This window comes from Amycolatopsis sp. 505 (assembly GCF_031625235.1).
GTDB lineage: Bacteria > Actinomycetota > Actinomycetes > Mycobacteriales > Pseudonocardiaceae > Amycolatopsis.
Window position 1 is genome coordinate 80,136 of record NZ_JACKQP010000007.1, and the last position, 26,504, is coordinate 106,639.

15 protein-coding genes are annotated in these 26,504 nt (G+C 73.5%); 5 read left to right on the forward strand and 10 right to left on the reverse strand.

Annotated features, from left to right (window positions below):
• Positions 1–3: 3 nt before the first annotated feature.
• From H5965_RS25420 to H5965_RS25455, 8 genes are all read right to left on the reverse strand, one after another.
• Positions 4–2,034: an MDR family MFS transporter gene (locus H5965_RS25420; RefSeq protein WP_310972756.1), complete on the reverse strand. Its 2,031-nt coding sequence runs from the start codon at positions 2,032–2,034 to the stop codon at positions 4–6.
• Positions 2,035–2,096: 62 nt separating this feature from the next.
• Complete coding sequence (locus H5965_RS25425; RefSeq protein ID WP_310972757.1) at positions 2,097–2,933, reverse strand: SDR family oxidoreductase; 837 nt, start codon at positions 2,931–2,933, stop codon at positions 2,097–2,099.
• Between the two features lie 26 nt (positions 2,934–2,959).
• The gene (locus H5965_RS25430; protein ID WP_310972758.1) at positions 2,960–3,412 is read right to left on the reverse strand and encodes a GNAT family N-acetyltransferase; all 453 of its coding nucleotides are present in this window, start codon (positions 3,410–3,412) and stop codon (positions 2,960–2,962) included.
• Between the two features lie 44 nt (positions 3,413–3,456).
• The gene (locus tag H5965_RS25435) at positions 3,457–4,623 is read right to left on the reverse strand and encodes a nucleotide disphospho-sugar-binding domain-containing protein (protein ID WP_310972759.1); all 1,167 of its coding nucleotides are present in this window, start codon (positions 4,621–4,623) and stop codon (positions 3,457–3,459) included.
• Complete coding sequence (locus H5965_RS25440) at positions 4,623–5,426, reverse strand: alpha/beta hydrolase (RefSeq protein WP_310972760.1); 804 nt, start codon at positions 5,424–5,426, stop codon at positions 4,623–4,625. The genes H5965_RS25435 and H5965_RS25440 overlap by 1 nt, the downstream gene beginning before the upstream one ends.
• Positions 5,423–5,737 carry an acyl carrier protein gene (locus H5965_RS25445; RefSeq protein ID WP_310972761.1) on the reverse strand — a complete coding sequence of 105 codons (315 nt, stop codon included), beginning with the start codon at positions 5,735–5,737 and terminating at the stop codon, positions 5,423–5,425. Before H5965_RS25445 ends, H5965_RS25440 begins: the two co-directional genes overlap by 4 nt.
• Entirely contained in the window at positions 5,734–10,011 is a 4,278-nt protein-coding gene (locus tag H5965_RS25450) for a beta-ketoacyl synthase N-terminal-like domain-containing protein (protein ID WP_310972762.1), read from the reverse strand. Before H5965_RS25450 ends, H5965_RS25445 begins: the two co-directional genes overlap by 4 nt.
• A 5-nt stretch (positions 10,012–10,016) precedes the next feature.
• Positions 10,017–16,760: an SDR family NAD(P)-dependent oxidoreductase gene (locus tag H5965_RS25455; RefSeq protein ID WP_310972763.1), complete on the reverse strand. Its 6,744-nt coding sequence runs from the start codon at positions 16,758–16,760 to the stop codon at positions 10,017–10,019.
• 768 nt (positions 16,761–17,528) lie between these two features.
• Here H5965_RS25455 and H5965_RS25460 point away from each other — a divergent pair.
• Both H5965_RS25460 and H5965_RS25465 read left to right on the forward strand, forming a co-directional pair.
• The gene (locus H5965_RS25460) at positions 17,529–18,638 is read left to right on the forward strand and encodes a pyridoxal-phosphate dependent enzyme (protein WP_310972764.1); all 1,110 of its coding nucleotides are present in this window, start codon (positions 17,529–17,531) and stop codon (positions 18,636–18,638) included.
• Positions 18,635–19,252: a PAS domain-containing protein gene (locus H5965_RS25465; RefSeq protein ID WP_310972765.1), complete on the forward strand. Its 618-nt coding sequence runs from the start codon at positions 18,635–18,637 to the stop codon at positions 19,250–19,252. The genes H5965_RS25460 and H5965_RS25465 overlap by 4 nt, the downstream gene beginning before the upstream one ends.
• 2 nt (positions 19,253–19,254) lie before the next feature.
• Here the strand turns inward: H5965_RS25465 and H5965_RS25470 are convergent, their stop codons facing one another.
• The gene (locus tag H5965_RS25470) at positions 19,255–20,160 is read right to left on the reverse strand and encodes a glutaminase (RefSeq protein WP_310972766.1); all 906 of its coding nucleotides are present in this window, start codon (positions 20,158–20,160) and stop codon (positions 19,255–19,257) included.
• Positions 20,161–20,309: 149 nt separating this feature from the next.
• Between H5965_RS25470 and H5965_RS25475 the strand changes: the two genes are divergently transcribed.
• The 3 genes from H5965_RS25475 (at position 20,310) to H5965_RS25485 (ending at position 25,766) form a co-directional block, all read left to right on the forward strand.
• A complete protein-coding gene (locus H5965_RS25475) occupies positions 20,310–21,698 on the forward strand; it encodes an amino acid permease (protein WP_310972767.1) in 1,389 nt (462 codons plus the stop codon).
• Between the two features lie 129 nt (positions 21,699–21,827).
• Positions 21,828–22,829 carry a LacI family DNA-binding transcriptional regulator gene (locus H5965_RS25480; protein WP_310972768.1) on the forward strand — a complete coding sequence of 334 codons (1,002 nt, stop codon included), beginning with the start codon at positions 21,828–21,830 and terminating at the stop codon, positions 22,827–22,829.
• A gap of 99 nt (positions 22,830–22,928) precedes the next feature.
• Entirely contained in the window at positions 22,929–25,766 is a 2,838-nt protein-coding gene (locus H5965_RS25485; protein WP_310972769.1) for a glycoside hydrolase family 2 TIM barrel-domain containing protein, read from the forward strand.
• A 3-nt stretch (positions 25,767–25,769) separates the two neighbouring features.
• Here H5965_RS25485 and H5965_RS25490 read toward each other — a convergent pair whose 3' ends face one another.
• Positions 25,770–26,447: an NUDIX domain-containing protein gene (locus tag H5965_RS25490; RefSeq protein WP_310972770.1), complete on the reverse strand. Its 678-nt coding sequence runs from the start codon at positions 26,445–26,447 to the stop codon at positions 25,770–25,772.
• Between the last annotated feature and the right edge of the window lie 57 nt (positions 26,448–26,504).

Consider the following 26,504-nt stretch of genomic DNA (forward strand, 5'->3'; position numbering starts at 1 on the left):
ACGTCAAGCGAGGGCGTGCCGCCCGGAGGCGCGGGACTCCGCGCTCTGGTCCATCAGGCGGGCCGCGACCCGGCCGATCGCCGCGTCCAGTTCGGCTCGGTCACCCGGCCCCCAGTCGCCGAGGCGGTCGGCCAGCCAGTCGTGCCAGGCCTGGACCACCTTGCCGAACTCGGCGCGGCCCCCGGCCGTCAGCTCCCAGCCGTCCCGGGTGTACCGCAGGTGGCCCGTCAGCTCCAGGCGGTTGAACGCCGGCTCCAGCACCTGCGCCGGCACGCCGAAGTACGAGCCGATCGCCGGCAACGTGGCCGGCTCACCGCGGCGGCGACGCAGGTGGACCTGCAGCAGGCACCACATCCCGCCCTCGTCCAGGTCTCCCCCGGCGCGCTCGATGATCGACGGCGCCACCTGGCGGCGCTCGCGGAAGAACAGGGTCGCCACCGCCCGCTCCAGCTCGCGGTCGTCGGTGCGGGCCTCCGGCATCGCGAAGCCGTCGCCCAGGTCCGGCGCCGCCGCCCGAGCCGTGTCGCGCAGCGGGACCTCCTTCAGGAAGAACGCCAGGACCAGTGCCACCAACCCGACCGGCGCCGCCGCGAGGAACACCACGTGCAGCGAGTCGCTGTACGCGCGGATCACCGGCGCCGACACTGACGAAGGCAGCGCGTGCAACGCCGTGGGTACCTGCAGCGCCCGCGGGTCCACCCCCGGCGGTACCGGGAGGGCGGCCAGTTTGGGCGTCAGCTGGTTCGCGTACACCGTGCCGAAGATCGCCGCGCCGAACGAGCTGCCGATCGAGCGCAGGAACGTCACGCCCGAGGTCGCGACGCCGAGGTCGGCGTAGTCCACCGTGTTCTGCACCGCGATGGTCAGGACCTGCATGCCGAGCCCGATGCCGAGGCCCAGCACGGCCATGTACGCCGACGCCTCCCAGAACCCGGTGCCGGTGTCCAGCCGCGACAGCAGGTACAGCCCGATCGTCATGCCCGCCGCCCCGGCCAGCGGGAAGATCTTGTACCGCCCGGTGCGGCTCACCGCGTTGCCCGCGGCGATCGAGGCCACCAGCAGGGCCAGCACCATCGGCAGCAACCGGACCCCGGACGTCGTCGCGGACGTGCCCTGGACGTACTGCATGTACGTCGGCAGGTACGACAGCGCGCCGAGCATCGCGAAGCCGACGACGAAGCTCATGATCCCGCCGACGGTGAACACCGGGTTGCGGAACAGCCGCATCGGCAGCATCGGTTCCTTCGCCCGCAGCTCCACGAAGACGAACGCCGCGAGCAGCACGACCGAGCCGAGCGCCATCCCGATGATGGTCGGCGAGCCCCACGCGTACTGCGTGCCGCCCCAGCTCGTCACCAGGGTCAAGCCGGTCGCGGCGAGGCCGATGAGCAGGATGCCGAGGTAGTCGATGACCGGCTTGACCGCCGCGCGCGCGTTCGGCATCGCCGAGGACGCCACCAGGAGCACCACGAGGACCAGCGGGATGTTGACGTAGAACGCCCAGCGCCACGACAGGTGGTCGACGAAGAAGCCGCCGAGCATCGGGCCGGCCACGGTCACCACGCCGAACACCGAGCCGAGCACGCCCTGGTACTTGCCGCGCTCGCGCAGCGGGACGACGTCGGCGATCAGCGCGGTCGAGGTGACCATCAGCCCGCCGCCGCCCAGGCCCTGCACCGCGCGCCAGACGATCAGCCAGACCATGCTGTCGGCGAACCCGGCGCAGAACGAGCCGATGCCGAACACGATCACCGACAGCTGGAACATCAGCTTGCGGCCGAACAGGTCGCCGAGCTTGCCCACGACCACCGTCATGATCGTCTCGGCCAGCAGGTAGGACGTCACCACCCAGGACAGGTGCCCGGCGCCGCCGAGGTCGCCGACGATGGTCGGCAGCGCCGTGCCGACGATGGTCTGGTCCAGTGCCGCCAGCAGCATGCCGAGCAGCACCGCACCGAACACGGCGTTGACCCGGCCGCGGCTGAGCGCCGGCGGCGCCGCGGCGCCCGGGGTGACCTCCGCGGTGGCCGTCATCCCCCCAAGCTAGTAGGAGGCGTCCACTGTGGATAGCCACCCGTTCCGGTGGTCCTTGTCCCTCAAAGGGTCCAGCGCTCCCGCGGCGGCGATTCGAGGACGAGCTCGCGTTCGACGGCCGCGGCGATCTCCTCCACCGTCCAGGTTTCCCGGTGCAGGACGGGCCGGATGATCGCGGGCTGGCGGACGGCGTGCAGGTGCCCGTCGGCGAGCCGCAGCACCTGCCCGGTGACGCCGGCCGAGAGGTCGCTGAGCAGGTAGGTCACCAGCGGCGCCACCCGTTCGGGCGGTGGTGCGTCGCGGTTCCCGTTCGGGTCGGCGGCCATCAGCCGGGTCCAGGCGATCGGGCTGACGGCGTTGACGCGCACGCCGTGCTCCGCCAGGTCCGAGGCCCACGAGTAGGTCATCGACGCCACCGCGCCCTTCGACGCCGAGTACGCGGCGGCGCGGCGCTGGCCGATCATCGACCCCGACGTCACGTTGACGATGACACCGCGGCCCCGGGCGCACATGACTTTCGCGGCCGCGGTGCCACAGTGGAACGGGCCGAGCACGTTGGTCTCGACCAGTGCCCGGGTCCGCTCGGCGTCGTCGTCCTCCCACGGCGGCGCGTGGTAGCCGACGGCGGCGTTGTTGACGAGCCCGTCCAGCGCCCCGAACCGGCTGCAGCACAGGCTGATCAGCGACCGGGCGTAGTCCGGGTCGGCCACCGAGCCGACGCTCGCCGCCGCGGTACCGCCGTCGGCCACGATCGCCTCCACGGTCTCGCAGGCCGGTTCGCCGTCGACGTCGTTGACGACGACCGCGGCGCCGCTCGCGGCCGCGTGCCGCGCGAACGCCCGCCCCAGCCCGCGTCCGGCACCGGTGATCACCACGGCCCGCCCGTCCAGGAAGCCCATGGCCTCCAGTGTGACGCGGGACCGGCTCAGCTGCGCGTCAAGGACACCAGAAACGGGCGGAACCCGTGCGCGCGGTAGAAATCGAGTGCACCGGCGTTCTGCGCGTACGCCTGCACGGTCATTTCGTTCGCGCCGCGCTCCCGTGCCCAGGCCAGAAATGCGGCCACCAGCGCGCTGCCCACTCCCTCGCGACGGCGGTCCGGAGCGACGCGCATGCTCTCGAGCACGGCCGTCACCGCGTCCGGCCGCAACGGGTCCGGCCGGCGCAACCGCCCGATCAGGTGGCCTGCGCCCCCGCCGGCCAGCAGGCACAGGCACTCCGGGTTCTCGACGAGGCCCGCGTAGTAGGCCTCGCCTTCGCGTGCGGGCCAGCCCGTGTCCATGAACGGGTCGTGCTGCCCACCGTCCTCGGCGAACAACGCCGCGGCCGACGCGACGAGCTCGGGAACGTCCTCGGGACGACATTCGGAAACAGTCATCCCGACCACGGTAACGGCCCTGTTTTCCGCTGTAAATCACGGCTTCAGCGGGAAAGGTGCGCCAGGCTCTCCAACGCCAGCTGCTCCAGGTGCCCGGCGGCCGCCGCGCTTCCGCCGGCCGCGTGGAACGAGGCCGCCACGACCTCGGCCGCGCGGCGGTACGACGGTTCCGTCAGGACCTCCTCGACCGCCGCCGCGATGCGGGGTGCGTCCGCGCGGCCGAACCGCAGGCGGACGCCCGCGCCCGCCGCGACCACCTGGGCCGCCACGACCGGCTGGTCGTCGCGGATCGGCGCGACCACCAGCGGCAGGCCGTGCCACAGCGTTTCGCAGACCGTGTTGTGGCCCGCGTGGCACAGCACGGCGTCGACCCGGGACAACAGCGGCAACTGCGGGACGCTCGGGCGCACCAGCACGTTCGGCGGGACGTCGCCGAGCACGCCGCCCGGGTCGGCGATCACCGCGCGCACGCTCGTCCCGGCGAACGCCTCCGCCGTCGCCGCCAGGAACCCGGCGCCCGCGGACGTGTTCGCCGTCCCCAGGGAGACCAGGACGGTCGGCCGCAGCGGGTCGAGCCACTCCCACGGGAAATCCGTTGTGGACGGCCGGGCGCCGAGGGCGGGCCCGACGAGCCGAACCGCCGCCGGCAGGGTGGCCTCGCCGAGCAGTTCGCGGGTGGTGAAGGCGAGGACGCCGTGCGGTGAGAACCGCGGGTCCGCCCCGCCCCGGCCGCCGGCGATCCGCGCGCGGAGCCCGTCGAGCAGCTCGCCGACCCACGCCCCGACCTTCGGCATCCCGGCCAGGGGGTCGACGAGCTCGGCCGACGTCGTCGCCGACGTGACCCACGGCAGGCCGGCGGCTTCGGCGAGCAGGCCACCGGCGAGGGCCTGCTGGTCGGCGACCATGACGTGCGGCTCGAAGGCGTCGAGCGCCGCGGCCACGCCGGGGGCCATCGCGTCCGCCAGCGGGACGAGGAAGTCCTGCCACAGGAAGCGCAGCGCCGCCGGGCCCTTCAGGTCGGCCGGGCGCACGGGCAGGTCTCCCGCGGCGCAGGAGAACACCAGCGCCTCCGGGCCGGCCAGCTGCCACAGCAGTTCGCCGTGGCCCGCCCAGGCGACCTCGTGGCCGCGCGCGGTGAGCTCGGCCGCCACGCCGACGGCCGGGTTGACGTGCCCCACCAGGGGCGGGACGACGAAGAGGAACCGGGCCACTACCGCACCCGCGCCTGCGTGCGCGCGGTGTCGCGGACCCAGTTCGAGATCAGCTCGATGACCTCCGCGGTCCGCTCGACCAGCACCGAATGCCCCTGCTCGGGCAGCACGACGCAGCGGCCTTCGAGGTGCGTCTCGAAGTGCGGCACCTGCGCCGCCAGCCCCGAATCGCCACCGAAGATCGCGAACACCGGGCAGCGCACCGCCGAAAGGTCCGCTGCGATCGTGGCGCTGCGCGGGATGTCCTCGGCGATCGTGGTGGTCTGCAGGATCTTGTTCGCGGCCTTGGACAGCCGGGCGGTGTGCGCGCCGTGGTGGTCGGCGATCCAGCCGATCACCTCGTCGATCGCCAGCCGGGTCTTGGCGTCGGCGAGCCCGTCGGCCATGTGCCGGGTCCACTCCTCGGTCGGTGGTTCGCCTTCGAGCACGACCACGCTGGCCACCCGGTCGGGCCGGGCGGCGGCCAGCCCGAGCGCCACCGAAGCGCCGAAGGAGTTGCCGACGACGTGGACGGGCCGGGTGACGTCGCAGGCGTCGAGGACCGCGACGAGGTCGTCGACGAACCGCTCCAGCCGGTACCCGGACGCCGGGCGGGTCGTCCGGCCGTGCCCGCGCAGGTCGTACATCAGCACGTCGAGGCCGCGCTCGGCGAAGGCCGGGCCGAGCGTGAAGTAGTAGCTGGCCAGGCTGTCGGTCAGCAGCCCGTGGACGCACACCACGATCGGCGCGTCCCCGTCCAGGGGCACGTCCGGGGTGAGCCGCTGGACGTGCACGTCCAGCTCGCCCGCGCGGATCCGGGTCACGCCGTCGCCCGCAGGGAAGCGACGATGTACCGGACGAGCTCGCCGACGGTCAGCGCGATGATCTCGTCCAGGTCGCGCTCGGCGATGAAGGTGGCGAAGTTGACGCGGTCCCCGTAGTGCTCGCGCAGCTGCCCGGACAGCGCCACCAGGTCGACGCTCTCCAGCTCGAGATCGTCGTGGAACGTCGTCTCCATGGTGATTTCCGCAGTGTCTTCCCCGTCCAGCCCGTACTCCTCGAGCAGCTCGCGCAGCATTCCGCTGAGCTGGGCGAGCACGGTCACCTCGTTCGCGGCCGTGGTCTCGATGCTCATCCGGCAGTCTCCTTCGTCTCTTCTGTCCAGGCGACGACGTAGCGGCGCGGCGGCGCACCGGGCGGGTTCTCGACGTCGGCACAGCACACGCGGTACGCGCGGCCCGCGACGCGGACGGTCAGCCCTTCCGGGGCCGCCGCGACGACCTCGAAGTCCCGGGGTTCCCCGCGCAGGCCGGTGCCGCGCAGTTTCGCGACGGCCTCCTTCGCCGTCCAGAACCGGGCGAACCACTGCTCCGGATCGCCCGGCAGGCTCGCGAACAACGCCAGCTCGCCCGGGCCGAGCGCGGCCTCCACAGTGGACTCCGCGCGCGGGGCCACCTCTTCGATGTCGATGCCGCACGGCCCGAACCGGGCGATCGACACCCCGGCTTCGGCGCGGTGCGCCACGGAAATCGTCACCGGGGGCAGCTCCCGGCCGTAGGCGCCGGTCGCGAACGGCCGGCCGCTCTCGTCGTTGCCGATCCGCAGTTCGGCGGGGAACATCTCGGGTTCGCCGCGGGCCCAGAGGAACTGGCGGACCGCGTCCTTGGCCGCGATCCGGCCGAGCAGCCACTGGCGCCGCCCACGCGGCGGACGGCGGTCGTAGGCGTCGCGTTCGGGGCCGGCGAGGTAATTGCGCATGATCAACTCGCGGGTGGCCAGGTCGGGCCACTGCTCGCGCACCAGGGCCCAGCCGCCCGGCTGCTCGTGCGACAGCGTCGACCGCTCCGGCGTCCGGTCGGCCTGCCGGATGTGCGCCGTGCTGTCGAACCGCCGGTCGCGCCAGCCGGCGAACTCGGCCCAGACCCGGCCGTCGTGGACGAGCTGCATGTCCGCGTCGAGGAACTCGTCGGTCAGCCCGGTGATCCGGACCAGGCACTCCAGGCGTTCGCCCGGGGCCGGGTGCGGCCCGTGGAACCGGATTTCGCGCATGGCGACCGGGAAGACGGTGGTCCGTTCGGGCAGCCGGGACATGATCCAGTAGCCGAGCACCTGGCCGACGTTGTCGAGCAGCGCGCCGGGCGCGGCCGGGGTGGTCAGCACGGCCCGCACGTGCCGGTCGCCGACGGCGGTCAGCTCGGTGACGCCCTGGAAGCGCGGGCCGTGGAACATCCACCGCTCGTCGTACAGCTGGGCCGCCGTGGTCTCGGGCACCTTCTCGGCCGACGCCGGGAACCGCCACGGTGCCGGTGCGGCGGCGGGGTAGTGCGGGGCTAGCTCGACGACGGCCTGGGAGTAGCCGGTGATGGCCGCGTGCACCCGGTCCGGGCCGTGCGGCCGGACGCGCACCGGCACGGTGACCGCCGGAACCGCGGTGATCCACTGGCTGAGCCGCACGTCGTGCACGGCGACCGCCTGCCGTCCGGGCGCGGCCTGCTCGGCGAACCGCATGAGGTGGTCGATCACCGTGGTCGCCGGGACGACCGGCCAGCGATCGCCCGGGTCGGCTTGGGGTGGCTGTTTGAAGAAACAGTGGTCGAGCAGGTACGGCATCGTTTCGAGCGACACGGTGAGGGTGGTGTCGAGTGCCCGCGGTGCCGGGAGGCGGCGCGCCGGGCCGGCGAGCACGGTGGACGCCAGCTCGGCGGTGTCGGCCAGCAGGGCGGCGAACTCCGCGGCGAGCGGGCCCTTCGCGGCCAGGTCGTCCACGCCTGCCTTCCGGGCGGCCGGCAGCGCGATCCGGGCGCGGACCTGGTCGTCCAGGGAGATCAGGCGGCCGCCGAGATCGAGCTTGACCGCCTTGGGCGCGGCCGGGCGTTCGCCGGGCAGGCGCGCGAAGTCGACGTCGAGACCGTCGGCCCACAGCGCGGTCGCGACCCGGCGCAGCTGCGCGAGCCCGGGTCGTTGCGCCGAGTGCGCGGCCACGACCAGGTGTTCCTCGCCGTGCAGGGTGTCGCCGACCAGCGAGCCGAGCTGCCCGGCGCCCACCTGGACGAACGCGCGGAACCCGGCGTCGTGCAGGGCCCGCACGAGCGGGCGGAACCGGACCGGCTGCAGCAGGTGGCGCACGAACAGCTCGCGGATCCCGGCCGCACCCGCCGGGTATTCGGACACCGTGGTCGCCGACCAGAGCGGCAGGGCGGGCGGGTGCAGCGTGAACCGCTCGGCCGCCGCCCGGATCGGGTCCAGGTACGGCCGCAGCATCGGGGTGTGGAAGCCCGAGCGGAACGGCAGCACCTGCGCCACGATCCCGGCGTCGCGGAACCGCTCCACGAGCGCGCCGACCGCCGCTTCCGGCCCGCAGATCATGGCCTGGTTCGGGGAATTGTCGTGGGAGAGGACGACGTCCGCCCGCCCGGCCAGCTCTTCGGTCACCCGCGGCGCGGACGCGCCGATCGCGGCGAAGGCGAGACCGGGGACGACGAGCGCGTCCGGGTCGAACCCGGCGAGGAAGGTGTCGACCTCTTCTTCGGCGTAGACGCCGGCGACGGCCATCGCCGTCCATTCGCCCAGGCTGTGCCCGGCGACGGCGTCCGGCGTGACACCGAGCCGGCCGAGGGCGCCGTGCAGCAGCCGGCCCAGCTCGAACACCGCCGCACCCTGCCGCCCGACGTCGCCGACCTCGACGTCCGCGTGCTTCCAGGGCAGGCCGAAGTGACGGGCGACGTCGCCGCAGTCGAGCGTGAGTTCCGACTCCAGGCCGGGGAAGAGGAACGCGATCTTGCCGCCGCCCGGCCCGAGCAGGGGGCGGTCGGCGAACCAGACGTCGTTGCGGCCGCGCCAGGCCCGGCCGCGCGCCAGGACCTTCCGGGCCAGGGCCAGCCGTTTCCCGGTCGGGTCGACGATGCCGAGCCGGACCGGGCCGCGCCCGGTTTCCGGCGGCCCGGGCCGGTCGAACGCCTCGCGCAGCGCGTCGAGGGTCGGCGCGGCCAGCCGCAGCACGCGCTCGGGCTCGCGCACCACGACCGGTTTCGCGCGGCCCGGGGCCTGTTCGAGGACGACGTGGGCGTTGATCCCGCCGAAGCCGAACGCGTTGACGCCGGCACGGCGCACCGGCGCGTCCCACGGCGCGGCGGCGGCCAACGTGGAAAAGCGGGTCTTGGCCAGCTCCGGGTGCGGGTCGTCGCAGTGCAGCGTGGGCAGCAGGACGCCGTGGTGCACGGCCAAGGCCGCCTTGACCAGCCCGGCGATCCCGGCCGCGGGCATCGTGTGGCCGATCATCGACTTGACCGAGCCCAGAACGGCAGAGCCCGCGCTTCCGAACACCTCTTTCAGCGTGGTGAGTTCCGCGGCGTCGCCGGCCGGGGTCGCGGTGCCGTGCGCCTCCAGCAGGCCGATGGAGTCCGGGGCGGCCGGATCGAGGCCGGCCGCGGCCCACGCCTGGCGGACGGCCCGGACCTGGCCGCCGGAGTCGGGACTGGCCAGGCTCGCGGTCCGGCCGTCGGAGGCGATGCCGGTTCCGGTGATCACGGCGTAGACGCGGTCGCCGTCGCGCTGGGCGTCTTCGAGGCGCTTGAGGACGACGACGCCGGTGCCTTCGCCGATCAGCACCCCGTCGGCGTCGCGGTGGAACGGCCGGATCCGCTCCGACGGTGACAGCGCGCCGAGCTGGGTGAACACGCTCCAGAAGGTGATGTCGTGGCAGTGGTGCACCCCGCCGGCGAGGACGACGTCGCACCGGCCGGTGGTCAGCTCCCGCACGGCGTGGTCGACGGCGATCAGCGAGGACGCGCACGCGGCGTCCACCGTGTAGGCCGGGCCGCGCAGGTCGAGGCGGTTGGCCAGCCGCGACGCGGCCAGGTTCGGCACCAGCCCGATCGCGGATTCGGGTGCCTCGGGGCCGAGCTGGTCGGTGAAGGCCTGGCGGACGGCGTCGAGCCGGTCGGCGTCGAGGTCGGGCATGAGCTCGCCGAGGGTGCGGACGAGCTGGCTCGCGGTGCGGACCCGCTGGTCGAGCCGGACCAGCCCCGGCGTCAGGTACCCGCCGCGGCCGAGCACGACCCCGACCTTCGCGCGGTCGGCCGGCAGGCGGTCCGGGCCACCGGCGTCGGCGACGGCCTGCGCCGCGACGCGCAGCGCGATCAGCTGGTCGGGCTCGGTGGCGGGCACGGAGTTCGGCATGATCCCGAAGCCGGTGACGTCCACTTCGGCCAGTTCGTCGACGAACCCGCCGCGCCGGCAGTAGACCCGGTCGGCCCGGCGCTGCTCGTCCGGCGCGTAGTGCGCGTGGTCCCACTTGCCCGGCGGCACCTCGGTGATCGCGTCGACGCCGCCCGCGAGGTTGCGCCAGTAGCTCGCCAGGTCGGGGGCGCCGGGCAGCAGGACCGACATCCCGACGATGGCCACGCGCATGCCGGTCACCAGCCCGAGGCGGTGTGGACGACGGCGCCGGTGCCCGGACGGCCCCAGGCCAGCTCGCGCAGCAGGCCGAGGGTGCCCTCCTCCGGGTCGATCAGCGCGATGCCGCGGCGGGCGTAGTCGCGCATGAGTTCGGGCGTGACCATGCCGTCGTGCTCACCGGTCGGGGCCCACGGTCCCCAGTGGACGGTCACCGCCCGCCCGGCCGGCCACTGGCGGCCGAGCGTCTCGAGGGCGTCGTTCGCGGCGGCGTAGTCGGACTGGCCGCGGTTGCCGAGCGTGGCGGCGATGCTGCCGAAGAGGACGACGAATGCGGGCTCTTCGGGCAGGTCGGCGGTCGCTTCGAGGAGGGTGCGGGCGCCGTCGACCTTGGTGCCGTAGACGCGCTCGAACGACTCGGGCGTCTTCTCGGCGACGAGCTTGTCCTCGATGACGCCGGCCGCGTAGACGATGCCGTCGAGCCGGCCGTGCTCGGCGTGGATCTCCTTGACCGCGCGGTGCACGGCTTCGGCGTCGAGCATGTCGACCGACTGGTAGCGCGCCGGGCTGCCGAGGGCTTCGAGCTTGGCCAGGGTCTGCCGGACCTCGCGTTCACCCAGGATCCGGCGGACGGCCCGTTCGATCTCGGCGGGGCTCTTCGAGCCGGATCCGATGAGCGCGGCTCGGAGGTCTTGGGCCGTCGTGGCCTGCGGGTGTTCGTCGTGGTGGGCGGGCACGGGTGTCCGGCCGAGCAGTTCGATCCGGCACCCGGCGGCCGCGGCGAGGGTGGTGGCGAACCGGGCGGTGATGCCCTTGGCGCCGCCGACGAGCAGGACGACCGAGTCCCGGGTCAGGCCGATGGCGGCGGCTTCGGCGGCGCCGTCGCCGGCCGGGCCCGCGCCGTTGGTGGCGAGCGGGCCGAGGTCCTGTTCGGTCATCCGGAAACCCCTGCGAGCGTTGCCGTCACGGACGACGACGGGTTCGCGGTCTGCTGTGGACAGTTCTTGGATCAGTGCGGTGGCTTGGTTTTCGGGTGTTTCGTCCGGGAACAGCTCGACCACGCGGGTGAGGGTGGCGGGGTATTCGCGGGCGAGGCTGCGGTGGAAGCCGCGCAGGCCTTCGCCGGGCCCGGCGGTGAGCAGCCAGGACGGGTTCGTCGCGAGGGCGGCCTGGTACTGCGGGAAGGCGGCGGGCAGCGCGGTGCCGGGGAGGAAGAGGACCCCGTCGAACCCGGCGCGGACCTCGTCGGCGACCTCGGCCGTCGCGCCGAGCGCGGTGAGGTGAGTGTGGACGGCCTCGGCGAGCGGCCCACCGCCGAGAACCAGGAATTTCCGCCCGGTGACGTCGGGCGTCTCGGCGGGCGGCAGGTCGGCTTCGGCCATGACCAGGCGTTTCGGTGCCACGATGAGCGGCGCGGGTTCGCCCGGCTCCCAGCGTCCCGAGGTGGCGTCCGACGCCACTTGGGGACGTTCGCCGTCGATGAGGTCGGCGATCGCCGCGGCGGTGCGGGCCTTGGCCAGTTCCTCGACGTCGCCACCCGGGTCGAGGTTCAGGCGCGTGGCCAGTTCCCCCGCGATCTCGGCGCGCTTGATGGAGTCCACGCTCAGGTCGGCCTCGAGATCGAGGTCCGGCTCGATCATCTCCACCGGGTAGCCCGTCCGCTCCCCGATCACCGCCACCACCGTCTCCAGCACCGAAGCGGTCTCCGGGGCCGGCGCGGGGCCGATCAGCGCCGCGATCGCCGCCGCCGTGCGCGCCTTCGCGAACTCCTCCACGTCGCCGCCGGCGAGCCCCAGCCGGGACGCCAGCTCACCCGCGATCTCCGCCCGCTTGATCGAATCCACGCTCAAATCGGCTTCCAGATCGAGGTCCGGCTCGATCATCTCCACCGGATAACCCGTCCGCTCCCCGATCACCTCGACCACCGTTTCCAGCACCGAAGCGGACTTCGGCAGCGCGACCGGCGCCACCGCCGCGGGCTGTTCGATGACCGAAACCGGGACCGGGGAAGGCAACGGAGCATCCGTGCCGAGGAAGCCCAGCAGGACGTCACGCTGGGCGGCGATCATCTCGCGGCTCGTGCGCAGGAAGTCCGCGACCATCGCCTCCGACGGAGCCGCGGCCGACACCCCGAACGAGACCCGCTCCGCCGGGCGGAGGGCGCCCGCCGGGATGGTGCCGTCCGCCGCGCGGAGGAGGTGGCCGTCGACCGTCCACCCGGGACGCTTCGGCCGCGGCACCACGAACGCGTCCACGGCGTCACGCCCGCGGAACAGCCAGCCGGTCTCGAGCGGCACTCCGGACACCGCCAGCTGCGCCAGCGCGCCGAGGAAGCCCGGCAGGCCGCGGCGGCCCGGCTGCTCGAACCCGACCGTCCGGTGCGGCCGGTCGCCGAGGATGGCGGCGACCTGCTTGGCCAGCACGGCACCGGGCCCGGCCTCGACGAACACCCGGGCCCCGGCCGTGTACATCGCCTCGACCTGCTCCACGAACCGGACCGGCGAGCCCAGCTGGGCGGCCAGCTCGCCGCGGATCGCGTCCGGCTCCTCCGGGTAGGGCCCGGCCGTCCGGTTGCCGTATACCGCAACCGCGGGCCGCACGACGCCGATCGCCTCCAAGGCCCGGCCGAACGTCTCCCCCGCCGGCGCCACCAGCGAGCTGTGGAACGCGCACGCCACCTGGATCCGCTTCGCGCCCAGCCCGGCGGCCCGCAGCTGCCCGACCGCGGCCTCGACGTCGGGTGTCGGCCCGGAAATGACCGTCTGCTTGGGCGAGTTGTGGTTCGCCAGCACGACCGGCGATTCCCCGAGGACCGCGAGAACCTCGGCGGCGGACGCCGACACCGCGGCCATCGCGCCCGGGTCGTCGGCGGGAACCGCGCCGAGGATCGCCGCCGCCCGGACGTGGCTCGCGTGCACCAGCCCTTCCGGCGTGAAGGCGCCCGCCGCGGCCAGAGCCGTCAGTTCGCCGTAGCTGTGGCCGCCCAGCATCCCGGGCCGCACGCCGGCCCGGGTCAGCAGCCGGAACGCGGCCAGCCCGGCCATCCCGAGCGCGGGCTGGGCGACGCGCGTGTCGGTGACCCGCTCGACGCGGTCCCGCCGCGCCGGCTCCCCGAACACCGCCGGGCCGAAGACGACCTCGGCCGTCGCCGGGTCGAGCCGCAGGTAGCGCTGCAGCTCGGGGAAGGTGACGAACAGCTCGGCGAACATGCCCGGCCGCTGGCTGCCCTGGCCGGGGAACAGCACCGCGACCTCGCCCGCCACGGTGTCGTCCGCGCGGAACACGCCGGGGGCGTCGTGCCCGTCCAGTGCCTGCCGCAGCAGTCCGGTCAATTCGTCCACAGTGGACGCGACGACGGCCAGGCGGGCCGGACGTCCCTGCGCCCGCTGGGCCGCCGCGAGGGCCAGGTCCCGCAGCCGCCACGGCGAAGGGGCCTCCGCAGCCAGGGCCAGCAGATCCCGCGCCGCCGGCTCCGTCGCGAAGGTGAACAGTTCCGCCGGCCACTCGTCGGCGGCTTGCGCGGGCGGGACGCCGTCGTGGGCGGCGAGCACGACGTGGAAGTTGGTGCCGCCGAAGCCGAACGCGCTGACCCCGGCCAGCCGCTCGGCCGGTGGCGCGGTCCACGGCTGCGCGGCCGACTGGAAGACGAACGGGCTGGTCGCCGGGTCCCAGGCCGGGTTCGGTGCCGCGAGGTGCAGCGTCGGCGGTTTGACGCCGGTGTGCACGGAGAGGGCGGCCTTGATCAGCCCGGCCAGGCCCGCGGCGCACTTGGTGTGCCCGATCTGGGACTTCACCGAGCCGATCGTGCACGCCCCGGGGGCGGCGCCGGCCTCGGTGAACACCTTGGTCAGCGTGCCCAGCTCGGTCCGGTCGCCGACGACGGTGCCGGTCCCGTGCGCCTCGACCAGCCCGACGCGCGCGGGCGAGACACCGGCGTTGCGGTAGGCGCGGGTCAGCGCGGTGTGCTGCCCCTCGGGCCGCGGCGCCGTCAACCCCAGCGCGCGGCCGTCCGAAGCCGCGCCGACGCCCTTGATCACGGCGTACACGCGGTCACCGTCGCGTTCGGCGTCGGCGAGGCGCTTCAGGGCGAGGCAGGCGACGCCTTCGCCGAGCGCGATGCCGTCGGCCGCGCTGTCGAACGTCGCCGACCGCCCGGTCGGCGAGAGCGCGTGCGCCGAGGCGAACAGGAGGTAGTCGTTGATGCCGTTGTGCAGGTCCGCGCCCCCGCACAGGACGAGGTCGCTGGTGCCGGCGGTCAGTTCCTTGCAGGCGACGTCGACCGCGGTCAGCGAGGACGCGCACGCGGCGTCGACGGTGTAGTTGGCCCCGCCCAGGTCGAGCCGGTTGGCGATGCGCCCGGCGATGACGTTCGCGAGCACGCCCGGGAAGGAGTCTTCGGTGATCTTCGGCAGCCGTTCGTCCAGTTCGGACGGGAGTTCGCCGAGGTAGGACGGCAGCACGGACCGCAGGGTCATCGCGTTCGACAGGTCGCTGCCCGCTTCGGCGCCGAACACGACCGACGTCCGGGCCCGGTCGAACGCGCGGTCGGCGTAGCCCGCGTCGGCCAGCGCGCGGTGCGCGGCTTCCAAGGCGAGCAGCTGCACGGGCTCGATGCTGGCCAGCGACGACGGCGGGATGCCGTACTTCAGCGGGTCGAAACCGATCTCGGGCAGGAACCCGCCCCAGCGCGACGGCGTCCGCTCCCCCTGGCCCTCGGGGTCGTAATAGAGGGAGGTGTCCCAGCGCTGCGGGGGCACCTCGGTGACCGCGTCGGTGCCGGCCAGCACGTTCGCCCAGAACGCGGCCAGGTCCGGGGCCTGCGGGAACATGCACGCCATGCCGACGATCGCGATGTCCAGCGGCGCCGGCGCGCCCGGTTCGGTCTCGGTGACGCCGAACTCGGCCGCCCGCGCCCGCAGGAACGCGTTGGCGCCTTCGCCGACCGAGTGGTGCAGGCCGGCGATCGTGGTGACGGCCGAGCGCAGGACTGCGACTTCCCCGGCCATGAACATGCCTTCGGCGAGCTGACGGTCTTCGCCGACGTCCCGCAGCTCGGCGCCCACGCGCTCGATGCCCTTGCTCGCCAGGCGAAGCCGCCCGACGTTGAGCGTTTCCAGCTGCTCCCAGGCGTCGCGGCTCGGCACGCCGCGCTCGGCGAGATCCGCTTTGATCGCCGCGTACTCCTCGGTGAACGGGCTGCGCACGCAGCGGGTGGCGTGGCCCGGCGCGGTCTCGAGGAGGTCGGTGTGCTCGGCTTCGAGCAGGCTGCGCTGGAACAGCGGGAGCACGGCACCCTCGTCGACGACCTCGCGCGTGAAGAGGTAGGCGGTGCCCATCAGCACGCCGATCGCCGCGCCGCGCGCGGCCACCGGGGCGGCGAGGGCCGCCACCATCGCGGCCGAGCGTTCGTCGTGGATGCCGCCGGCGAACAGCAGCTGCAGGTCCGTGGCCGCGTCCGGGGTGGCCGCGAGGAAGTCGGCGAGGACGCCGAGCTGGGCCTCCCACAACGGGAAGCTGGTGCGCGGTCCGACGTGACCGCCGCATTCGGAGCCTTCGAAGACGAACTTGCGGGCGCCCGCTTCGAGGAACTGCTTCAGCAGCCCCGGCGACGGCACGTGCAGGAAGGTGGCGATGCCGGCCTCTTCCAGCGCCACGGCCTGCGCGGGCCGGCCGCCGGCGATGATCGCGTGCGTCGGCCGGAGTTCGCGGATGACGGCCAGCTGCGCGGCCTTGACGTCGTCGGCGGCGAACCCGAGGACGCCGACGCCCCAGGGTGCGCCGCCCACGGCCGCGCGGGTCCGGTCCAGCACGTCGCGGGTCTGTTCCGGGCCGGACAGGGCCAGCGCGATGAACGGCAGCGCGCCGCCCGCGGCGACCGCGGCCGCGAAGGCGGGCTGGTCGCTGACCCGGGTCATCGGGCCCTGGGCGACCGGCAGGGCCGTGCCGAGCGCGCGGCTGCCCGCGCTGCCGGGGCCCAGCACGGCGTCCGGCAGGCGGAGGGCCTCGCCGACGGCGCCGGCCAGGCCGCGCACCGCCGCGGTCACCGTGCCCCAGCGGTCGCGGAACCGGGTGGCGAGGAAGACGTCCTGGCCGGCTTCCAGGGGTTCGATGCCGCGGCGGGCCAGCACGCGGACGCCGTCGGTGACGGTCGTTTCCGAGCCGTCGAGCCCGGTGACGGCGGTGGTCAGGGCGGACGGCAGTTCGGCTTCCGGGAGCAGGGCCAGCTGGGTGTCGACGACGACGCCGGCCGCGCCACCGGCGACGGCGGCCGCGGCGGTGTGCGGCCCGATGCCGCCCGCGGCCCACACCGGGATGTCCAGGGTGTCGTCGGCGAGCAGGGCCTGCAGCAGCACGAAGGTGCTCAGTTCCCCGACCCGGCCGCCGCTTTCGTGGCCGCGGGCGATCAGGCCGTGGGCGCCGGCGGCGACGGCCCGGCCGGCCGCGGCGCGGGAGGTGACCTCGGCCAGCACTCGCCGTCCCGGGAAGTCCCGCGAGGTGCACTCGGCGTCTTCGGTCAGCAGCACGGTGGTCACGGCGTCGGGCAGGTCCGCCGGACCGGCCAGCCGGACCCCGAACGCCGGGACGCCCCATTCGCCGAGCAGTGCGAGCTCCTCTGCGGCCGCGGTGCCTCCGGCCGTGAGGTCGAGCACGCCGAGCCCGCCCCCGCGTGCGGCGGCGGCGACGCCGCGTGCCGACGGCCATCGCAGCGGCGACACGGCGACGACCAGCCCGGCCGGCACGGAGTCGTCTTTCGAGAGACGCATGGGAACTCCCGCTACGCACGAAAGGGTGAAGGGTAACGGGGAGTACTTAAGCGGGTTCCTTCCGTGCCGTCAACAACCCACCGCGATTTCATCGCCGTGGTTCAGAAAATTCGGGAGCGACCAGGCCGAAGGTGCAAGAATTTAACGTCGCCGTCACGTTCCCGCCCCGGACACGGGCCACGACCAATACCCGGTCCTGCCGGGAGTGGACCGGTTCGGGACGTGGTCCACCCGGCACGCGCCGCCGGACGGCGCAAGCCATCCCGCCTGGTGGACCTGCACGCACTGGCCGATCCGGACCACGCCGTCCGTCGGGTCCGGCGTTTCCCGGGGACCCCCGGCGCTTATCCCGCCGGTAAAGCAGAGGGACCCGGACGTTCGCTTCGCCGATCCGGACAAGCCGCCGCCGAATACCCCCACCGGCGATTTAACAGGAATGTTCCCGAGCGCTGAACAAATCGCAACGAGAATTGCCGACACACCTCCGCACACCCCGCCGAGTCCACAGTGGATTGTTCGCCCTCCGGGATTCTCGGTGCTCACGAGACCACGAACGGGGACGTCGGAGGCCACATCCACGCCGATCGGGGCGACCGCCGGTATTCGGGCGACCACCGGCGGTACCCCGGGCGGGCGCACGTGATCGAAATTTCCACCATCGCGTTACAGGCTTTTCCTGAGAAGAAGCTGAAGACATTTCGCGTACTGCGGAGTAGCACTAGACAGTACGTCTAAGCTTGGACTGTTCGTCCAGATCTGGAGGTGGCGGTGGAGTACTGGTACACCGACGAGCGATCGGGGACGCGGTACCCCGGCGACCCGCGGCGCTGGCGCGGCGACGACGGCGCCCCGCTGACCGTGGCACCCCGGCCCGGCCTGCGCCCGGCGGACGTCGACACCGGCGTCCGCTCGCTCTGGCGGTACCGGGCGGCGCTGCCCGGGGACCTGCGCCCGGTGTCGCTCGGGGAAGGCTGCACCCCGCTCGTCCCCCGGGACTGGGCCGGTGCCGACGTCCGGTTCAAGCTCGAATGGTTCAGCCCGACCGGCAGCTTCAAGGACCGCGGCTCCAGCGTCATGGTCTCGGCGCTGGCCGGCGCCGGGGTCCGGGAGCTCCTGGAGGACAGCTCCGGCAACGGTGGCTCGTCGGTGGCGGCCTACAGCGCCGCGGCCGGGATCGCGGCGACCGTCCTCGCCCCGGAAGGGACGTCACCGGCCAAGGTGCTCCAGGCTCGCGCGTACGGCGCGGCCGTCGAACTCGTGCCGGGCACCCGCGACGACACCGCTGCCGAAGCCGTCCGCCGGTCGGACCGCACGACTTACGCGAGCCACAACTGGCACCCGTTCTTCCTGCAGGGCACCAAGACCCTCGCCTACGAGCTGTGGGAGGACCTCGGGTTCCGCGCCCCGGACGCCGTCGTCACCGTGGCCGGCGCGGGCAGCATCGTGCTCGGTTGCGACCTCGGGTTCGGGGAACTCCTCGAAGCCGGGTCGATCAAGCGGCGCCCACGGCTGCTGGTCGCGCAGCCGCGCAACTGCTCCCCCCTCGACGCGGCCTTCCACGACCGGCAGCCACCGGAGTTCGCCCCGACCGTCGCCGAGGGCACGGCGATCCGGCGTCCGGTGCGGCTGCCGGAGGTCCTCGCGGCGATCCGGCGCTCGGGCGGGGACACCGCGGCGATCGACGAGGACGCCATCGCCGCGGCCGCCCGCCGCCTGGCGGCCGTGGGCCTGTACGCGGAGCCGACCAGCGCCACGGCCGCGGCGGCGATCGACGTCTTCCGCGCGCGGGGCGCCGTCCGTGACGGCGAAACCACGGTCGTCGTGCTCACCGGCTCCGGCCTCAAGGCCGCCGACAAGCTGCGGGAGCTGATCGGATGACCGAGGACGAGCTGCTGCTGCGCGAGGCGGAGAAGATCGCCCACGCCGTCGGCCGGATGTTCCCCGGCCTGTGCGAGGTGGTGCTGCACGACCTGCGCGACCCGGCCCACGCCGTGCGCGCGATCGAAGGCGGCCTGTCCGGCCGCGCGGTCGGCGACCCGGCGACCGAGCTGGGCCTGGCCCGGATCGCCGACCCCGGGTTCCCGGACGTGCTGCAGAGCTACCCCAACCGCTTCCCGGACGGCCGGCCCGCGAAGAGCACCTCGATCGGCCTCCGCAACTCGGACGGCGAGTACGTCGCGGCACTGTGCCTCAACCTCGACGTCTCGCTGCTCGGCTCGGCGGCCCACGCCCTGAACCGGCTGGCCGGCACCGACGGACCGGCCCCGGTCACCGAGTCCCTGCGGGCCCGGACGAGCGACGAGCTGCGCGCCCTGGTCGAGGACTACGCGGCCGAGCGCGGCCACACGCCGCGCAGCCTCCCGGCGGCCGCCAAGAAGGACCTCGTGCGGTCGCTGAAGGAACGGGGGTTCCTGGAGCTGAAGAACGCGGTGCCGTCACTGACCGACCTGCTCGGGATCTCGCGGGCCAGCGTCTACAACTACCTGCGCTGACGTCAGAAGATCGACCAGCCGGTCAGCGTCGTGAACCGGTCGAGGGCGGCGACGCCGGCGACGGAGTTGCCCCGCGCGTCCAGACCCGGGCTCCACACGCAGACCGCGCACCGGCCGGGGACGATCGCCACGATGCCGCCGCCCACACCGCTCTTGCCCGGGAGGCCGACGCGGTAGGCGAATTCGCCCGCCGCGTCGTACGTGCCGCACGTCAGCATTACCGCGTTGATCCGCTTCGCCGCGCTGAGCCCGAGCAGCCGCGAGCCGTCGTTGCGGAGGCCGTGGCGGGCCAGGAACAGCGCCGACCGGGCCACGTCGGCGCAGCTCATCGCGATCGAGCACTGGCGGACGTACTGGTCCAGCACCGACGGCACCGGGTGGCGCATATTGCCGTAGGAGGCCATGAAGTACGCGAGGGCGCGGTTGCGGTCGGCGTGCCCCGCCTCCGAGGCCGCCACTTCCGGGTCCACGGCGATCTCGGGACGCCCGCTCTCCCGCCGGAGGAAGGCCAGCAGCGCGTCCGCCGCGTCACCGTGGCGGGCGAGTTCGTCGGTCACCACCAGCGCGCCCGCGTTGATGAACGGATTGCGCGGGATGCCGTCCTCGTGTTCCAGCTGCACCAGCGAATTGAACGGGTCGCCGGACGGTTCCCGGCCGACGCGCGCCCACACGCCGTCGCCGCGCGAAAGCGTCAGCGCGAGGGTGAACACTTTGGACATGCTCTGCACGGAGAACGGGTGCTCCCAGTCGCCGACGCCGTGCACCGCACCGTCCACTTCGGCCACCGCCATGCCGAACCGCCCCGCCTCCACCCTGGCCAGCGCGGGAATGTAGTCCGCGACGGCGCCGCGGCCGACGTCGGTCGCGACGTCGTCGGCTATCCGGTCCAGCAGCGCCGCGAGATCCACGGGCCCGAGCGTAGAAGGCGCTCCGGCGCGGGCCGCGGGCACCCCGGGTCACATCGCGCGGAACGATCTTCGCGTGATGTCCGGCACACCTTAAGTCTTCCTTAGCCTGCTTGGTGACCTGCCGCACACGGCTCTAGCGTCCGATAACCATGGATTCCTCGCTGCTCACCGAAAAAGGTGAAAGCTACTCGAAAACGCTGGGCAACCGCCAAGTGCAGATGATCGCCATCGGCGGCGCGATCGGCGTCGGGCTCTTCCTCGGCGCCGGTGGCAAGCTCCACCAGGTCGGCCCGTCGCTGATCTTCTCGTACGCGATCTGCGGGATCGCCGCCTACTTCGTGATGCGCGCGCTCGGCGAACTCGTCCTGCACGAGCCCAGCTCCGGCAGTTTCGTCACCTACGCGCGGAAGTTCATCGGGCCGTGGGCCGGCTTCGCCTCCGGCTGGATGTACTGGGTGAACTGGGCGATGACCGGGATCGCCGAGATCACCGCGGTCGCCATCTACGTGCACAAGTGGCTGCCGGGCGTGCCGCAGTGGATCACCGCGCTCATCGCGCTGGGCGTCCTGCTGGTGGTGAACCTGCTGTCGGTCAAGGTGTTCGGCGAGCTGGAGTTCTGGTTCTCGGTGGTCAAGGTGCTGGCCATCGTCGTCTTCCTGGTCGTCGGCGCGGGCTTGGTGGTGACGAGCGCGGACATCGGCGGCACCCCGGCCGGCGCGCACAACCTGACCGGCCACAGTGGACTCTTCCCGGCGGGCACCGGCATCGCGCTGATGACGCTGCAGGCGGTCATCTTCGCCTACTCGGCGATCGAGGTCGTCGGCATCGCGGCCGGCGAGACGAAGGACGCCCGCAAGGTCCTGCCGAAGGCGATCAACGGCGTGGTCTGGCGGATCGGCGTGTTCTACGTCGGCTCGGTGCTGCTGCTGGCGATGCTGCTGCCGTGGCCGTTCTACAGCGGCGGCGAGAGCCCGTTCGTGACGGTGTTCAGCCGCCTCGGCATCCCGGGCATCGGCGACGTGATGAACGCGGTGGTCCTGACCGCGGCGCTGTCCAGCGTCAACTCAGGCCTGTATTCGACGGGCCGGATCCTGCGCTCGCTGGCCGAGAAGGGCGAGGCGCCGTCGTTCGTCAGCCGGATGAGCCGCCGCCAGGTGCCCTACGGCGGGATCCTGTTCACGTCGGTCGCGTACGTGCTGGGCGTGGTGCTGAACTACCTGGTGCCGAAGGAGGCGTTCGACATCGCCATCGCGATCGCGTCCCTGGGTGTGATCAGCACCTGGGCGACGCTGATCTTCTGCCAGTTGCGCCTGCGCCAGGCCGCCCTGCGCGGCGAGCTCGAGCGCCCGGCGTACCGGATGCCGTGGGCCCCGTACAGCGGCTGGGCGACGCTGGGATTCCTGGCCCTGGTAGTGGCCCTGATGGGCTTCTCGGACGGCGCCGAGAAGATCGCGTTCTACTCGATCCCGGTGCTGGCGGTGGTCTTGGCGGTGGGCTGGCGGTTCGTCAAGCGCCGCGAACGCACCCGGCTCGGGTAGCGGGCCCGCGGCCGATGCCGCGAATGACTCATTCGGGACATCCGGCGTCCCGAATGAGTCATTCGCGACGCCGGACGGGTTCGCCGGCGGCGGGCGGGCATACTCGTCCTCCGGAAGAGGAGGTGGGCGGTGTCCTCGAGCAGCACGGAACCGCGGCGGGTGACGATCCACGACGTCGCCCGCTCGGCCGGGGTCTCCCGGCAGACCGTCTCGCGCGCGCTCAACGACAAGGCCGAGATCGACGGCACCACGAAACAGCGGGTCCTCGACGCCGCCCGGGAGCTCGGGTACCGGCCCAGCCGGTTCGCGCGGGGGCTGGTGCGGCCGGACACCACCACCATCGGCCTCGTCGTGCCGGATCTGCTCAACCCCTTCTTCACCGAGGTCGCGAAGGGCGCCCTGGAAGCCGCCCGGGCGCGCGGCTGGCACGTCGTCGTGCACGACACCGCCGACGACCCCGACCAGGAACTCGCCACGCTGCGGGTGATCGGCACCCAGGTCGACGCCGTCACCGGCTACTTCGGCCGGGCCGACGAGGACCTCGACCGGCTCACCGCCGGCATCCCGGTCGTCCTCATCGACCGCGAGCCGCGCACGCCGCGGTTCAGCGGGGTCGTGGTCGACGGCGAGGACGGCGTCCGCGAGGCCGTCGCCCACCTCGTCTCGCGCGGGCACCGGCGGATCGGCATGCTCGACGGGCACCCCGCCCCGAGCGTCCGCCGCCGGTGGTTCCTGCGGGCCGCCGCCGAGTGCGGCGTCTCGGTGCAGCCCGGCTGGATCGCCGCCGGTGCCCAGAGCGTCGACGGCGGCGGCGCGGCACTGGCCGCCCTGCTCGCCGCCCACCCCGACGTCACCGCGCTGTTCGCCTTCAACGACGTGATGGCCATCGGCGCCCTGCGCGAGGCTCGCCGGTTCGGCCTGCGCGTGCCCGCCGACCTCGCCGTGATCGGGTTCGACGGCCTCACCCTCGGCACCCTGGTCGAGCCGGAGCTCTCGAGCGTCGCGATCGACACGCGCGCGGTCGGCGCGCTGGCCGTCGAGCAGGCGGCCCGCCTGGTCACCGGCGCGGCGCCCCTCGACCCCGCCGAACTGATCGTCCGCGCCCGCCTCCACCTGCGCGAATCCGCCTGATCCCTTGACACCCGGTCCCGTCGAGCAGCACACTGCGGAGCGGTCCGTGAACGTTCACGGGAACGTTCTCGGGCGCCTGCCGAGCGCGGAAAGGACCTCATGTCGTACCTCGAAGACCCCGGCCCGGGCCGCGGTTCCCTTCCGCCGCGCGCGGCTTTCACCTCCGACGCGCCATCGTTGTCACTGAACGGCACCTGGCGGTTCCGGCTGTCGCCGAGCCTCGCGGCCGCGCCGGCGGGGATCGAAAGCGAGGACTTCGACGACTCGGCGTGGGACGAGCTGCCGGTCCCGTCGCTGTGGCAGCTGCACGGCCACGGCCGCCCGGCCTACACGAACGTGCCCTACCCCTTCCCCGTCGACCCGCCGCACGTGCCGTCGGACAACCCGACCGGCGACCACCGGCGGCGGTTCGACCTGCCCGCGGACTGGCCGGCCGGGTCCGCGGTGCTGCGCTTCGACGGCATCGACTCCTGCGGCCGGATCTGGCTCAACGGCACCGAACTCGGCGTCACGCGGGGCAGCAGGCTCCCGTCGGAGTTCGAGGTCGGGTCGCTGCTGCGGCCGTCCGGGAACGTCCTCGTCGTGCGCGTGCACCAGTGGTCGGCGGGCAGCTACCTCGAAGACCAGGACATGTGGTGGGCCTCGGGCATCTTCCGCGCCGTCACCCTGCTCGCCCGTCCGGCCGGCGGCATCGGCGACTACTGGGTCCGCGCGGACTACGACCACACCACCGGCCTGGGCACGGTCCGGGTCGAGACCGGCCCGGACGTCCTGCTGGACATCCCCGAACTGGGCGTCGCCGGCCACCCGGCCGGGGACGCGCTGGAGCTGCCGGTCGAGCCGTGGAGCGCCGAGACCCCGCGGCTGTACGAAGGCACGCTGGCCACCGCGGCCGAGCGGGTGCCGGTGCGCATCGGGTTCCGCACCGTCACCATCGAGGGCGGGCAGCTGAAGGTCAACGGCCGGCCGCTGATGCTGCGCGGGGTCAACCGCCACGAGCACGACCCGCGCACCGGGCGCGTGGTCTCGCCGGAGACGGCGCTGGCCGACGTGCTGCTGATGAAGCGGCACAACATCAACGCGGTCCGCACCAGCCACTACCCGCCCGATCCGGCGTTCCTCGAGCTGTGCGACGAGTTCGGCCTGTGGGTGATCGACGAGTGCGACCTGGAGACCCACGGCTTCGAGCTGCTCGGCTGGGCCGGCAACCCCAGCGGTGACCCGAGGTGGGCCGAGGCGTACCTCGACCGGATGCGGCGCACGGTCGAGCGGGACAAGAACCGGCCCAGCGTGATCCTCTGGTCGCTGGGCAACGAAAGCCACACGGGCGAGAACCTCGCGCGGATGGCCGAGTGGGTCCGCCACCGCGACCCGAGCCGGCCGATCCACTACGAAGGCGACCACGACTGCGCCTACGTCGACGTGCACAGCCGGATGTACGCCACGCACGAGGAAGTCGACCGGATCGGCCGCCGGGACGACGACAACGCGCGCCGCCGGGACCTGCCGTTCCTGCAGTGCGAGTACGGGCACGCGATGGGCAACGGCCCGGGCGGCCTGCTGGAGTACCGCGAGCTGTTCGAGCGGTACCCGAACTGCCAGGGCGGGTTCCTCTGGGAGTGGATCGACCACGGTCTCGCCGCCGACGGGCACTTCGCCTACGGCGGGGACTTCGGCGAGCCGATCCACGACGGCAACTTCGTCATCGACGGCCTGCTCTTCCCCGACCGGACGCCGTCGCCCGGGCTGGTCGAGTTCGCGAAGGTGATCGAACCGGTGCGGATCTCGGCCGGCGATGGCGGGATCGAGGTGCGCAACCACTACGACTTCGCCGACACCGGACACCTCACGTTCGATTGGGTGCTGGAGGACGAGGGAATCGCGGTCGCCGAGGGTGTTCTCGACGTTCCGTCCGTCCGATCCGGACAGAGCACGGTGGTCCCGCTGCCCGCTCTGCCCGCGACGGACGGTGACGCGTGGTTGACGGTGTCCGCGTCGCTGGCCTCGGCGACGGCGTGGGCGCCGGCCGGGCACGTCGTCGGCTGGGGGCAGCTGCCGGTGTCGGCGGCCCCGGTCGCGGCGCCGCCGCCCGCGCGCGGACCGGTGTTCCGCACCGGCGGGCGGCTGGTGCTGGGCGCCGGCGAGTTCGACCCGGCGACGGGCATCCTGTCGGCCCTCGGCGGGCACGCGGTGGCCGGCCCGCGCCTGGACGTCTGGCGCGCGACGACCGACAACGACCGCGGCACGTTCGCCGGGCGGCCCGCCGCCGACCAGTGGCGCGAGGCCGGGCTGCACCGCATGCAACACCGGGTGATCACGGTCGACGCCGACGGCGAGGAACTGGTGGTGCGCACCCGGGTCGCGCCGCCGGCCCAGCCGTTCGGGCTGTTCGCCGACTACACGTGGACAGCGTTCGACGACCGCCTCCGGCTGCGGGTCGAGGTGACCCCGGACGGCGAGTTCCCCGGCACGCTCCCCCGACTCGGCCTCGCGATGGCCATCCCGGGCGAGTGGGGCACGGCCGAGTGGTTCGGCGGCGGCCCGGGCGAGGCGTACCCGGACAGCCGCCAGGCGGCGCGGATCGGCCGGTTCTCCAGCAGCGTCGACGGCTTGCAGACGCCGTACGTGTACCCGCAGGAGAACGGCAACCGCACCGCGGTCCGCTGGGCTCGTCTGGCCACGCCGGACGGCGCGGGCCTCCGCGTGGACGGCGACCCGCTCTTCGAATTCACGGCCCGCCGCTGGACCGCGGCGGCGCTGGAGGAGGCGCGCCACACCGACGACCTGGTGCCGGACGACGTGGTGCACCTGACGCTGGACGTCGCCCAGCACGGCCTCGGGACGGCGTCGTGCGGGCCGGGGGTGCTGCCGCAGTACCGGCTGTCGCCGCAGAAGACGGAGTTCACCCTGTGGTTCCGGGCGGTGCCGGGCCGCTAAGGCTCAGCTCCGCAGCATCGGCGGGTACAGCACCTCCGCCGCACCGCGCCGGTACAGCCGGGCCGGGCGGCCACCGTCGCGCGTGGTCGTCCGGCCCGTCGGCTCCAGCAGCCCCTCCGCGCCGGTCACCTTCCGGTGGAAGTTGCGCGGGTCCAGCCGCGTGTCCCACACCAGCTCGTACACCCTCCGCAGCTCCGCGACCGTGAACTCCGGCGCGCAGAACGCCGTCGCCAGCGGCGAATACTCCAGCTTCGCCCGGGCGCGCTCGACGCCGTCGGCCAGGATGCGGTCGTGGTCGAACGCCAGCCGTTCGGCCCGCAGCTCGCGCACCGGCGCCCAGCGGGCCTCCGCCGCGTCCGTGCCCGCGCGCGGCACCGGCAGGTCCGGCGCCAGCGCCAGGTAGGCCACCGTCACCACCCGCATCCGCGGGTCGCGGTCCGGGGCGCCGTAGCCCGCCAGCTGTTCGATGTGGACGGTCCCCGGCGCCAGCCCCGTCTCCTCCGCCAGCTCTCGGCGCGCCGCGTCCGCCAGGTCCTCGTCCTCCCGGACGAACCCGCCGGGCAGCGCCCACTCGCCGAAGTACGGCTCGACGCCCCGGCGCACCAGCAGGGCGCACAGCTCCTCCCCGGTCAGGGTGAGCACGACCAGATCCACGGTGACGGCGAACGGCGGGTGACCCATGCCACCCACCCTAATCGTCAGCTTGACGATTAGCCACCCCAGCCCATATCGTCACCT